The organism is Nocardiopsis lucentensis DSM 44048 (genome assembly GCF_000341125.1).
Lineage (GTDB): Bacteria > Actinomycetota > Actinomycetes > Streptosporangiales > Streptosporangiaceae > Nocardiopsis > Nocardiopsis lucentensis.
Genome location: NZ_ANBC01000459.1, coordinates 1 through 11,900, shown reverse-complemented (window position 1 = coordinate 11,900; position 11,900 = coordinate 1). Strand labels below are relative to the sequence as shown.

Annotated in this window: 12 protein-coding genes; 3 read left to right on the top strand and 9 right to left on the bottom strand. The window is 69.6% G+C overall.

All coding sequences use genetic code 11. From position 1 onward, the window contains the following. From D471_RS0116230 to D471_RS0116210, 5 genes are all read right to left on the bottom strand, one after another. A partial coding sequence (locus tag D471_RS0116230) for a permease prefix domain 1-containing protein (protein ID WP_017599599.1) occupies nt 1–815 on the bottom strand: 815 nt, incomplete at its 3' end. Then, entirely contained in the window at nt 815–1,189 is a 375-nt protein-coding gene (locus tag D471_RS0116225; RefSeq protein ID WP_017599598.1) for a PadR family transcriptional regulator, read from the bottom strand. The genes D471_RS0116230 and D471_RS0116225, both read right to left, overlap by 1 nt. Nucleotides 1,190–1,294: 105 nt before the next feature. Next, nucleotides 1,295–1,672, bottom strand: a complete 378-nt coding sequence (locus D471_RS34680) for a hypothetical protein (RefSeq protein WP_152486335.1) — start codon at nt 1,670–1,672, stop codon at nt 1,295–1,297. A 263-nt stretch (nt 1,673–1,935) separates the two neighbouring features. After that, nucleotides 1,936–2,496 (bottom strand): pyridoxamine 5'-phosphate oxidase family protein, encoded by a 561-nt coding sequence (locus D471_RS0116215; RefSeq protein WP_017599596.1) that lies wholly within the window; start codon nt 2,494–2,496, stop codon nt 1,936–1,938. 51 nt (nt 2,497–2,547) lie between these two features. Then, nucleotides 2,548–2,976, bottom strand: coding sequence for a nuclear transport factor 2 family protein (locus D471_RS0116210; protein ID WP_040689902.1), 429 nt, complete (start codon nt 2,974–2,976; stop codon nt 2,548–2,550). A gap of 176 nt (nt 2,977–3,152) precedes the next feature. Between D471_RS0116210 and D471_RS34675 the strand changes: the two genes are divergently transcribed. Beyond that, nucleotides 3,153–3,515 (top strand): MarR family winged helix-turn-helix transcriptional regulator, encoded by a 363-nt coding sequence (locus D471_RS34675; RefSeq protein WP_017599594.1) that lies wholly within the window; start codon nt 3,153–3,155, stop codon nt 3,513–3,515. Nucleotides 3,516–3,567: 52 nt separating this feature from the next. Here D471_RS34675 and D471_RS0116200 read toward each other — a convergent pair whose 3' ends face one another. Continuing rightward, nucleotides 3,568–4,170 (bottom strand): beta/gamma crystallin domain-containing protein, encoded by a 603-nt coding sequence (locus tag D471_RS0116200; protein WP_017599593.1) that lies wholly within the window; start codon nt 4,168–4,170, stop codon nt 3,568–3,570. An 807-nt stretch (nt 4,171–4,977) separates the two neighbouring features. Between D471_RS0116200 and D471_RS41325 the strand changes: the two genes are divergently transcribed. Next, entirely contained in the window at nt 4,978–5,388 is a 411-nt protein-coding gene (locus D471_RS41325) for an FAD-dependent oxidoreductase (RefSeq protein WP_206538950.1), read from the top strand. A 154-nt stretch (nt 5,389–5,542) separates the two neighbouring features. Further along, nucleotides 5,543–7,687, top strand: a complete 2,145-nt coding sequence (locus D471_RS37680) for a serine/threonine protein kinase (RefSeq protein ID WP_051059196.1) — start codon at nt 5,543–5,545, stop codon at nt 7,685–7,687. Nucleotides 7,688–7,770: 83 nt separating this feature from the next. On the opposite strand, the gene D471_RS0116185 is transcribed toward D471_RS37680, so the two are convergent. The 3 genes from D471_RS0116185 to D471_RS0116175 all read right to left on the bottom strand — a co-directional run. Then, the gene (locus D471_RS0116185; protein ID WP_193789770.1) at nt 7,771–9,159 is read right to left on the bottom strand and encodes a glycine--tRNA ligase; all 1,389 of its coding nucleotides are present in this window, start codon (nt 9,157–9,159) and stop codon (nt 7,771–7,773) included. 183 nt (nt 9,160–9,342) lie between these two features. Next, nucleotides 9,343–9,639, bottom strand: coding sequence for an antibiotic biosynthesis monooxygenase family protein (locus D471_RS0116180; RefSeq protein WP_017599590.1), 297 nt, complete (start codon nt 9,637–9,639; stop codon nt 9,343–9,345). Nucleotides 9,640–9,722: 83 nt separating this feature from the next. Further along, nucleotides 9,723–11,900 (bottom strand): CDP-glycerol glycerophosphotransferase family protein (locus D471_RS0116175; RefSeq protein WP_017599589.1); only part of this gene is annotated, 2,178 nt, incomplete at its 5' end.

Genomic DNA, 11,900 nt, shown 5'->3' with positions numbered 1-11,900 from the left:
AACGGCACCAGCCAGTCCTCGAAGAACGGCTCCAGGTCGACGTCGACCAGGGCCAGCACCCCGAAGGTGAGCCCGACGAGGACCATCGACCCCAGCGCGATCAGCGCCAGGTACATCGCCAGCTCACCCACGAACCGCACGAAGTCCATCCGCCGGTCGTGGGACCGCCAGTTCCCGCCCGTGTGCAGGACGCCCACGAGCAGCCACAGGACGACCGGAACGTGCGTGAACGCGAGTACGTCGGTCATACCGGGGGCCGGGTACGGGCCGGGGTCCGCCTCGAACGGATAGAGGTTCACCGCCAGGGCGGGCACCGCCGCGACGGCGGCCACCGCCGCGCACACGCGCCACGTGACGCCCCGCTTCCAGGCGAACCACCCCGCCAGGAAGGGGAGCACCACGAAGAAGAAGTTGCGGGTCTGCACGAAACCGTCGTCCACATTCGTGAACAGGAGCTTGACCGCCAGACCCGCGCCGACCGCGAACGCGAGCAGCACACCGAGCTCGCGCCAGCGCGTCAGGCCGCCCGAGCCGTCGTCGGCCTCAGGGACCAGGACCAGCTGTTTCCAGAGCCGGTGGGAGTGCTCGCGCGCGAACTCCCGCGACACCGCGTCCAGGTTCCCCATGCGCTTGACCGCGACGAGGAACGCCTCCTCGTCGTCGAGGCCGTTCGCCCCCAGGTCGGCGATCTGTTCGCGCAGGTGGTCCTCCATCTCCTCGACGTCCGACGGCGAGATGACCCGGCGGCGGCGTACGAAGCCGCGCCACTGGTCGATCTGTTCCTCCAGGACGTCATCGCGTGCGGCCTCGCTCATCAGGCGACCCCCCCTGCCGTGGCGGGCCCCGGAAACGGGGGGTGCGACGCGGCCTGCCACACCTGCCTGAGCGCGTCGGCGACGACACTCCACTGCTTCTGCCGCTCGGCCAGCGTCTCCAACCCGGCCTCCGTGATCGCGTAGTGCTTGCGGCGGCGACCCGCGTCGGACTTACCCCAGGACGCCCGGACGTAGCCGTTGCGCTCGAGGCGGTGCAGCAGTGGGTAGAGCATCCCGTCCGTCCACTGCATCTGTCCGCCGGAGAGCTCGTTGACGCGTTTGACGATGGCGTAGCCGTAGGACTCGCCCTCGGCCAGGATGCCCAGGACGAGCGGCGTGGCCGACGCCGCGACCAGGTCCTTGTCGATGTGCACGTGTACTTCCCATACCTAGTTCCGCTAGGGGTTGCAACCCTAGCAGACCTAGGCATAGAAGAACGAGGTATGAAGTTAGGTCCCACCAGGGTCCGCGCGAAGGAGTCACCCCCCGCGGACGTCGTCCCAGACGTCCCCGCCGTCGGCGATCTCGGTGTACACCCGTCTGAGCGGCTCGGGCAGGCGGTGTCCGATCCTGCGCTCCGCCTCCGCGACCTCCGCGAACGTGGCCGGAGGGAACGGCGGACGCCGCGGTGCGTCCCGGTGGTGGTCCACCGCCTCGCGCGAACCCGCCGGGAAGAGGATCATCCCGTCGTTGGAGAACGCGTAACCGCTCTCCAGAGCCTCCTCCACCCGTTCCGGGCCGTGGCGCCGCTCGATCCAGGCCACGGGCACGGGCGCCTCGTCGAAGCGCCGAGCCGGGTCGTGGGCTCGGGCTCGCAGCCGCTCGATGAGCAGGTCGTCGCTTGGATGTCCGTTCATGCACCGCATGATCACACGGAACGCGAGAACCGGTACCAGGCACGCTTCGTCGGAGATCTCGGATCCTGGCGTCACGATTCGCTTACGCGGTAGGACAACGCGCACCAAACGACCGCGTACCGCGCACCCCCTACCGCTAGGTTAAGAACAGGATCTCGCGGTCGTGTGCGGCCCGGGAACCGAAGAGGCGGCCGGAAACCAATCCCCCCGGGTCCGGCCGTCTCGCCGTGTCCGGCACCCTGTCCCGCCGCCGGTTCCGCCCCTCAGGGAGCCGTGGGAAGGCCCGGAAGGTCGTCGATGCTGGTGGAGTTGCGGGTGAGCCAGTAGTCGTCGAAGTATCCGGGGTCACGGCGTTCGTGGTAGCGGTCCAACAGGTCCCGGTCGCCGCGCACGTCCATCAGGGGCACGGAGAATCCGCAGGAGTCGGAGATGCGCCGGACGTCGACCACGATGATCGCGCGCTGCCCGAGGGTGCGTTCCTTGGAGAAGTGGGCGCGCAGCTCGTCGAACTCGGGGTCGTCGGTGAGGATGACCCGGCCGGCGCCGTGGAGGCGGACGATGTTCGGCGGCCCGTCGAAGGCGCAGAACATCAGTACGATCCGGCCGTTCTCCCGCAGGTGGGCGATGGTCTCGACGCCGGATCCGGTGTAATCGAGGTAGGCCACCCGGTGTTCGCCGAGCACGGCGAACGTCCCCCCCATCCCCTTGGGGGAGACGTTGACGTGGCCGTCTCCGGCGAGCGGCGCGGTGCCGACGAAGAACACCGGCTGGTCGAGGAGGAAGCGCGCGAGTCGGTCACCGATGGCGTCGTGGATCTTTCCCATGACGGTGAGTCTTCCACTCAGGCCGCGTCCGCCCCCTCCTCGGGGCACTCCCTAGGCCGAGACCGCGGGGCGGAGGGGCTCGTAGCAGTCGTAGTTGCGCTGGTCGACGATCCTGCCGTCCCGGAAGTCGAGGAACGCCGCGACGCGGGCCCGCAGCACGTGCCCCGCGGGCAGGTCGCCGAGCGCCACGGCCAGCGTGCCGGACCAGGTGGCCTCCAGGGCGACCCGGTCGCCCACGGCGACCGCGCCGGTCACCTCGAAGTGCTGGTGGGAGAGCATCGTCCTCCCCTGCTGCGACGCCGCGACGACCTCTGACAGGTCGCGGACGGTTCCGGCGGGAAAGAGGGTGTTGGGCAGTTGTGTGTGGACCAGGTCCGGGTGGAGGAACGAGGCGAGTTCCTCGGGTCCGGCGAAGCGGGACACCGCCTCGTGGTAGCGGACGGCCGTTCTGACATTGGGGTGGTCATCGAGCTTCGACATGTCGTCAACCATAGTTGCTCAACCAAGGTTGTCAATAGACAATGGGCTCATGACAGAACCACTCGACCCGCACGGCCTCGACACCGGCACGCTCGCCCTCTTCGTCGGCTCGGCGGCCGCCTCCGCCCTCCGCCGTCCAGGGCGCGCTCGCCGCGCACGGCTTCGCCGACCTGCGCGTGTCCCACGGCTACGTCTTCCAGCACCTCATCGAGGCCCAGCCCACCATCGGGGAGCTGGCGGAGAAGCTCGACATGACCAAACAGGGAGCCTCCAAGGCGATTGCCGAACTCCAGCATCTCGGATACGCCGAACGCGTCCCGGATCCCGACGACGCCCGCATCCGTCGGGTCAGGCTGACCCACCGCGGCCGCACCGCCGTCACCACCGCCCGCCGTGCCCGGGCGGACCTGGAGGAGCGGCTCCGGCAACGCCTCGGCGCCGATTCCCTGGACACCGTCCGCGCTCTGCTCGCCGACCTCCTCGACGAACTCGGCGGCACCTCCGCCGTCCGGCGGCGGGAGGTGCGGCCGCCGCGTTGACGGAGGCCGGCCCTCGTGTGGGCCGAGTCCGGCCCACACGAGGCGCCCGCCGCTAACTCACGCTCTTGAGCTGGCAGGTGAACTCGTTACGGCGCTCCCGCTGGTGCTCCATGTTCTTCGGGAAGTTCTCGGCGTTGTCGATCCTGATCGACTTGGTCTCGCCGTCCCACGTGAAGTAGATCGAGCCCGTGGCGACGTAGACCCCGCTCTTCTCGTCCCGGACGTAGATCGCCGTCGTCACCGGGGGCCCCGCCTCGGGCATGAGGCCGACCAGGCCGTACCCGGCGCCCCCGGAGTAGACCTTGGCGGTGCCGACGTCGTGGGAGTCGACCTTCATCGAGTAGTGGTGCTTCTCCTGTCCGGTCAGGTCCTCCAAGCGGACGGCGATCGGCAGGGTACCGCTCTTCACGACACGGAACCGGGTGAGCCCGCCGATATCCGTGATGTCGGGCTGGTCGACGTCCCACTCCCGGTAGACGCCGGTCTGGTCGTAGTGCTGCCAGGCCACCACCTTGACCTTGGCGCCCACCTTGACCGACGTGAACTTGTCGTTCAGGGAGGTGTTCCCGAGATTGATGTCGTCACCGAGCTTGTACGGATGGCTCGCGCCGCCGTAGTTGAGCTCCTCGTAGAAGATGACCTCGTTGTCGCTCACAGAACCGTCCTCGTCCTTAGGGATGTACTGCCCCCATTGGACACGGATCGGAGTTGGAACAGCGGATTTTTATCCGATTCTTAGACCCTGTGTCGCCGAATGGGCACTGAAACGGCTACCAGAACAGCACACATGACACGAAGACAGACGTTTCGCACGCTGTTACGGCTGGTGTCGCAATCCGGTTCCGACCCCGCCGAACACACGGAGGACGGGGGCGCCGGGCCGCCCTCGCCGGAGGACACCGGCCGCCCATCGGGGGACGGCCCTGTCCCGGGCTGGAACCGCCCCTGGTTGTCCCCCTCGTCCGCCGTCACCATGGAGGTGTGGTTCACGGACGGCTCACGTGGCGACGAACGTGGGCGCCCCGTCCTCCCCGTGTACACCGGGGTCGCGTCCACGAGCCACGGCACTCCCCTCGCGAACGCCTTCCTCGCACCGGTCGGCACCACCGAACCCGCCCCTTCCGTGAGCGCGTTCCACCCGACCACCGGTCCCCGGTTCCCGACCGCGGTGAACGCATGTCCCAAGAAGTCCCTTCACCATGACCTCGAACACCCGTGCCGCCAACGGCCCCGACGCCGTCATCGTCGGGGGTTCGCTCGGCGGCCTGACCACCGCCCTGGCGCTGTCGCGGGTGGGCGTCCCCTCGACCGTGCTGGAGCGCACGGCGGGGCGTACACAGCGCGGCGTCGCGATCCGCGTCGCGGGCGCGCCGCTCGACGAGGCGATCGGGCCAAAGGCCTACCGCCAGGTGACCGAAGCGCCCGGTCGCGACACCATCCGGCAGGGAGCGCTCCCCCACGCGTGGCGGCACGTCCACCGCGCGCTGCGGGCGGCGGTCGACGCGGACCCGACGAGGTGTACGAGTCCCTTGAACGGGCCGCGGAGAGCAAGTGGGACGCGCCGTGGCGGACGGGGGTGGTCGAGACCATCCGGGACCGGAGTGTCATCGCCACACCGATCTCGGAGTACCTGCCGGAGCGCGTGGTCGACGGACGGGTCGCGCTCGTCGGGGACGCCGCGCACGCACAGACGCCCATGACAGGCGCGGGCTTCGAGGAGGCCGTGATCGACGCGGCCGCGCTCGCCCGGGAACTCGGTGGCGCCGACGACCTCGGGGCCGCCCTCCAACGCTACGAGCTCCTCCGTATCGGGGACATGCGCGACCGGATGGCCGCTGGCGCGTCGTTCAGCCGCGGGTTCGCCGGGGTCTGACAGGCGGTCTCCGGCCGGACACGCGGGCACGGCCGATCCGCACCCCTCTCACCCGTGCCCCATGAGCCCCGTGCGCGCGCAATCCCCTTCACCACGGGCGTTCGAGGCGATATACACGTCGGGGAAGCCACGGACGGAACAGGCACGGTGATAGATGAGCGCGCAGGACACCGAGGTCGGCGGCTACCGGCTGATCAGGGAGATCGGCCGGGGCGGCTTCGGTTCCGTCCACCTGGCGGAGGCGCCCGGCGGCGGCCTGGCGGCCGTGAAACTGCTCCACGTGGCCCCCGACGCCGACCCGCGCTTCGCCCGGATGTTCGCCGACGAGGTGGCCGCCGCACGCCGGATCAGCCCCTTCTGCGTGGCCCGGGTCCTGGACGCCGACCCGCACGCCGACCGGCCCTGGATCGCCAGCGAGTACGTCGAGGGGCGCACGCTCGCGGAGGAGATCCGGGCCGACGGACCGCGCGCCGGAGCCGACCTGCAACGCCTGGCCGTCTCCACCGCGACCGCGCTGACCGCGATCCACCGCGCCGGGATCGTGCACCGGGACCTCAAACCGGAGAACATCATGATGGCCGCCGACGGGCCGAGGGTGATCGACTTCGGGATCGCGCGGGCCTTCGAGGAGACGGCCCGGTTCACCGCCACGGCGAGAATCGGGACCCTGCACTACATGGCGCCCGAGCGGCTCGACGACGCCCCGCACCTGACACCGGCCATCGACGTCTTCGCCTGGGGCGCGGTCATCGTCTACGCGGCCAGCGGGCGGCACGCGTTCTCCGGCGACCGCCAGACCGCCGTCATCAAAAGGATCCTGGTCGACCAGCCCGACTGCTCGGGGGTCCCCGACGAGCTGCGCGACCTGGTGGCACGGTGCCTGGCGAAGGAGCCCGAGGACCGCCCGAGCGCACATCGGGTCCTCAACTCCTTACTGGGGTTCCCGGAGGACGGCGCCGATGTCGACACCGCACTGAACCGGGGGAACACCGCGGCGACCGAGGAGATACGGCCGCTCCCACCGACGCGGTGGGAGACCGGGAAGGTGACCCAAGGAGACCAGGCGTCGCCGTCGGCACCCACCGTGGACTCCGGAGCCGGGGAGACTGAACCGGACCCGACGGCGACGTCCTCCGATCCGGCGTCCCCTCCCTACCGGTTCGCGGGGCGACTCCACCACGGAGTGGGCGAGCTTGCCGAAGCCATGACAGCCGACATAGACGCCGCGAGCGAGGTGTTCACCGACACTGACGAACGGGCGGCCCTGGCCGCCTGGATCATCGAGGATCTGGGGGACACCCGGATCGACCGGAGCCTGCTCCGGAAGCCCCCCAAGGACCCCGACCTCACCGTCTTCACCTTCGTCTCCCAGGCGCGCCCCGACCTGCCACCGGTCTTCGAGGGCGAAGACATGAGCCTGTCCAGGTTTCGGGAGGAGTACGAGAACGAGGCCTCGGACCCCTTGGACGACCCCGTCGATCCGGATGCCGACCCGATCGAGTTCATGAAGGTCCTGGCCGCGTACGACTGCCGGGATCCCGGACACGGGTGTGTGCGGGGCGACGGCTGCGCCGAACTCCGAACGCTCATCGACGACGTTCGAAGCACGACGAGCGCCTTCGAGGACATCCGTCACCCGTACCGAGCATGGGCGCAGGGAAGCAAACACGGAAAGGAGGAGGCGTTCGACCTCCGGATCGCGGAAGTGATGTTCGTCCGCGCGCTCCTCGCCCCCGAACAGTGGCGAAGACTCGCGGATGAGGATCGCGCGTCCCTGGAAGAGGAATGGAGGGCGGTTCTCCCCGCCGATCCGCCGCACGACGCCCCGCTCCCTGAACGCGTGGCGCATTCCCTGGTCATCCGGCTCTTGTGCCGCGTGCTCCGGGACATGGCCGCCAGGCACAGGAAGCTCAGCGCCAGGAGGGAGCGATTGGAGGCGTACCTGCCCGCTCGCAGGAAGGCCAACAAGGTCGAGAGCGACGCCAGATTCATCACGTTGAACACCATCGCTGCCGCGATCGTGTTCGGAGTGGTGGGATGGGCGGGGCTCTCCCCCGATGAGGGCCCCCGCGTCGCAACGGCCATCGGCACCGCCATCTTCGCCTACTTCGTGTCTGGCGGCATTCTTCTCTACATCGCCAAAGAAATCCTCAAGAACGTCACGGATCCCTACGCCCACGTGAAGGACCCGAAGAAGAAGCTGGAACGGGCGAAGAAGGCCATCGCGTCGCTGGGCGAGGAGATCGACGCCTTGGACCGGGCCCGGGAGGGGCTGCCGTCTCCCGATCGGGGCGGGTAGCCTCGACGCCGCCCCCTCCCACAGCGCACGGCCGCCCGCCCCACTCGGGGACGGGCGGCCGTCGTTCGCTCAGGCGACCCGGGTCAGCAGCCGGGCAGGCGCTCGAACAGGTAGGTCTCCACCCGGTCCAGGGACACGCGCTCCTGCGACATGGTGTCGCGCTCGCGCACGGTCACCGCGTTGTCGTCCAGGGTGTCGAAGTCCACCGTGACGCAGAACGGCGTACCGATCTCGTCCTGGCGGCGGTAGCGGCGGCCGATCGCGCCCGCGTCGTCGAACTCCACGTTCCAGCGCTTGCGCAGGGCGGCGGCCAGGTCGCGCGCCTTGGGCGACAGGTCCGCGTTGCGCGACAGCGGCAGCACCGCGGCCTTGACCGGGGCCAGGCGCGGGTCGAGCCGCATCACGGCGCGCTTCTCCAGCTTGCCCTTGGCGTTGGGCGCCTCGTCGACGTTGTAGGCGTCCAGCATGAAGGTCAGCACCGCCCGGTCGACACCGGCCGCGGGCTCGATGACGTAGGGGATGTACCGCTCGTTGTTCTCCTGGTCGAAGTACGACAGGTCCACGCCCGACGCCTCGGTGTGCGTCTTCAGGTCGTAGTCGGTGCGGTTGGCGATGCCCTCCAGCTCGCCCCACTCGCTGCCCTGGAAGTTGAAGCGGTACTCCACGTCCACGGTGCGCTTGGAGTAGTGGGACAGCTTCTCCTGCGGGTGCTCGTACAGCCGCAGGTTGTCCTTGGCGATGCCCAGGTCGACGTACCACTGGAAGCGGGTGTCGATCCAGTACTGGTGCCACTCCTCGTCACTGCCCGGCTTGACGAAGAACTCCATCTCCATCTGCTCGAACTCGCGGGTCCGGAAGATGAAGTTGCCCGGGGTGATCTCGTTGCGGAACGACTTGCCGATCTGGCCGATGCCGAACGGGACCTTGCGTCGGGCACTCTGCTCGACGTTCTTGTAGTTGACGAAGATGCCCTGCGCGGTCTCCGGCCGGAGGTAGGCCAGGCCCTTGTCGTCCTGGACCGGGCCCAGGTGGGTGCGCAGCAGGCCGTTGAACATGCGCGGCTCGGTGAAGGAGGCCTTCGCGCCGCAGTTCGGGCAGGCGAGCGCGGCCAGGCCCTCCTCGGGCTCGCGGCCGTGCTTCTCCTCGTAGGCCTCGATGAGGTGGTCGGCGCGGAAGCGCTTGTGGCAGGACTGGCACTCGGTGAGCGGGTCGACGAAGGCCTTGACGTGGCCGGAGGCCTCCCAGACCTCACGGGCCAGGATGACGCTGGAGTCGAGGCCGACGATGTCGTCCCGCTCCTGGACCATCGAACGCCACCACTGGCGCTTGACGTTGGCCTTCAGCTCCACACCCAGGGGGCCGTAGTCCCAGGCGGCGCGCAGACCTCCGTAGATCTCGCTGGAGGGGTAGACCAGACCTCGGCGCTTGGCGAGGTTGACCAGTGCGTCCATTGCCTCTGACTTGGCGGCCATGGGTGACTCTCCATCCGGCTGGCGGTCGGTGGATCGCGGTGCGCGATACATCGGAGTTGTTCGGGAAGCGGGATGCGTGGCGAGACCAGGGAGAGGCACACCGTGCACCCGCCCTCCCAGGCTAGAGCACGTGACAAGCGCTCGCGCACGAATCAACCGACGGCGCAACGGGTGTCGGAGGGCTCAGGTCGGGGTGTCACCGCCCGCCAGGATCTCGAAGGCGGTCGGCTCGTCGATGGCGCGGGAGAGCAGCGGCACCGCGTTGACCTTCACGTCGAAGTCGGACAGCGCCCGCCGGTAGTAGCCCGCCCCGTCCCATTCGGTGACCACGGTCCACAGCGACGGGTCGTCGGCGGCGCGGCCGATCCGGTGCCCCCGGAACCCGGGGCGTCGGGAGAGCGCGTCCACGGCGGTGGCGGCGTCGGTCTGGAAGGCCTCGGTGTCGGCCTCGGGCACGGAGTAGCGGGTGATGACGATCACGCCGCCATTCAACCGCACCCCGGACACGTCCGTGGCGCCCCGGGTCCGTCCGGGGCGCCACGGCGAGCGGAACGAAAGGAGGTCTACCCCTCGCCGAACACCCGGTCCACCACGCGCTTGGCGGCGTTGCCGTCGTCCAGCGGGCAGAACTGGTCGACGAAGGCCCGGTAGGACCCGCTGTGCCGCTCGGCGACCTCGTCGATGTCCAGCAGCGCCCCGATGACCTCGTCGGACTCGGTCAGCAGCGGCCCGGGCGCGGTCTCCTCGAAGTCGAAGTAGAACCCGCGCAGGTTGTCCCGGTAGCTCTCCAGGTCGTAGGTGAAGAAGAGCATCGGGCGGCCGGTGTTGGCGAAGTCGAACATCATCGACGAGTAGTCCGTGACGAGCACGTCGGTGATCAGGAACAGCTCCATGATCTCCGGGTACAGCGACACGTCGTGGACGAAGTCCTCTCCCACGATGGGGACGCTGTCGACCACGCGCGGGTGGCGGCGCACCAGGAGCACGTGGTCGTCGCCGAGCTTCTCGTACATCCGGCGCAGGTCCAGGTGCAGGTCGAGCTTGTGCTTGCCGCGCGTGTAGTACTTGTCGTCCCGCCAGGTGGGCGCGTACAGCACGACCTTCTTGCCCTCGGGCAGGCCCAGGCGGCGGCGGGTGCGCTCGGCGATCCGCTCCCGATCGGCCGAGAAGAAGATGTCGTTGCGCGGGTAACCGGTCTCCAGGACCTCGCCCTCGAAGCGGAACGCGCTGCGCAGGATCGGCGTCGCCCACGGGCTGGGCGAGACCAGGTAGTCCCACTGCCGCGTCTCCCACGCGAGCTTGTCGAAGTAGTCGCGCGACTTGCCGCGGATGTTCTCCACGTCGAAGCCGATGCGCTTGAGCATCGACCCGTGCCAGGTCTGCACCACGACCTGGTCGGGGTGGCGGTGGAACCAGGCGGGCTCACGCGAGTTGGTGACCAGGTACCTGCTGCGCGCGAGCGCCTGGTAGTACTCGCGGCCCCGGTGCCGGACCGGGGACAGGTCGTCGGGCAGGCTCACCTGTCCGTCAGCGACCAGCCAGGACATCGGGTAGTCCGCCCACCGGTCGCGTCCGCGCAGTTCGGCGTAGATGCTCTGCGGGCTGTCGGAGTACTGGCGCCCGGTGTAGGTGTCGAACAGGATGCCCTCGGTGATCGGCTCGCGCCGCTGGGCGGGGTAGAAGGTCTCGCGCAGCTCACGCTGTGCGAAGGTGCCGCGCTCGGCCGGGCGCAGGTCGCCGCCGACCCGCAGGACGGGGATGCCGCGCCCCTGGTAGATCAGCGTGTAGGAGCGCTCGCTCGTCTCCAGCGACGCCGGAAGGCCGCCGATGAGGGTGTCGGTGAACTCCACTCCCACATCCGTGGACCCCCGCTCGGCGTCCGTGTGACCGCCGTCGGTGACCCGGCCCCACAGCTGGTAGGACCCGGCGGGCAGCGACAGGGTGCCCGACAGCGTGACGATGTCGGCCGGGGAGAACAGCGCCTTGAAGCGGGATCCGGTCCGCTCCACTCTCAGTGCGTGCTCCTCGTCCCGGCCGCGCGCCTTGGCCACGAGGCTGAGGTCGGCGTCGGCGCTGAACTCGCCCTCCAGGACGAGGACGCGCCCCTCCCAGCGGGCCTCGGTGACCATCGGCCGGGCGTGTCCGGCGCGCAGCTTCAGGAAACCGGTCGCCGTCCGTTGCACGGCCAGCTCCTGGTGCGTGCCCTCGGAGGCGTAGGCGGCGGTGTCCACCTGGTCGGGCAGGACGATGGGGACGGCCTCCTCGTCCGGTGTGACCAGGTGCGCCTCCCACTCCTCCTGGCGGATGACGCCTCCGCATTCGCTGACGCCGCGGTCGAACAGCTCGTCGGCACTGACCCGGGCGGTGAAGCGGCCGCCGTGGATGGTGGCCGGATAGGTGAGCACGGCCGTTCCGGGGCGGCGTACCAGACGCAGACGGTCGGCCTCGGCGGCGGGCGCCGAGACGAGTTCGCCGTCCAGCTCCAGCTCACCGCGGTGTGCGTCGAAGTGGTGACCGCTGACCCGGACGCGCGCCGGTTCGACGGCGATCACCAACTGGCGGTCCCGGTTCCACTGCGGTCGGACCCACACGTCCGCGTCGACCTGGTGGTAGCCGGGGCGCTCGGGCGGGCCGGGCACCGGTCCGGCGACGATCCGGCGGCGGGTGAGCCCACGGTTGAGCACGACCAGCTCGACCTTCCAGCTCCCGGGCTCCCACCGGCCGGAGGCGCGCAGCTTGCG

Bases quoted from the DNA above. Each gene is read 5' to 3' on its own strand.
- D471_RS0116215 (WP_017599596.1), bottom strand. From the start codon at position 2,496: ATGGGAAAGATCCACGACGCCATCGGTGACCGACTCGCGCGCTTCCTC.
- D471_RS37680 (WP_051059196.1), top strand. From the start codon at position 5,543: ATGAGCGCGCAGGACACCGAGGTCGGCGGCTACCGGCTGATCAGGGAG.
- D471_RS0116210 (WP_040689902.1), bottom strand. From the start codon at position 2,976: ATGTCGAAGCTCGATGACCACCCCAATGTCAGAACGGCCGTCCGCTAC.
- D471_RS0116185 (WP_193789770.1), bottom strand. From the start codon at position 9,159: ATGGCCGCCAAGTCAGAGGCAATGGACGCACTGGTCAACCTCGCCAAG.
- D471_RS34680 (WP_152486335.1), bottom strand. From the start codon at position 1,672: ATGAACGGACATCCAAGCGACGACCTGCTCATCGAGCGGCTGCGAGCC.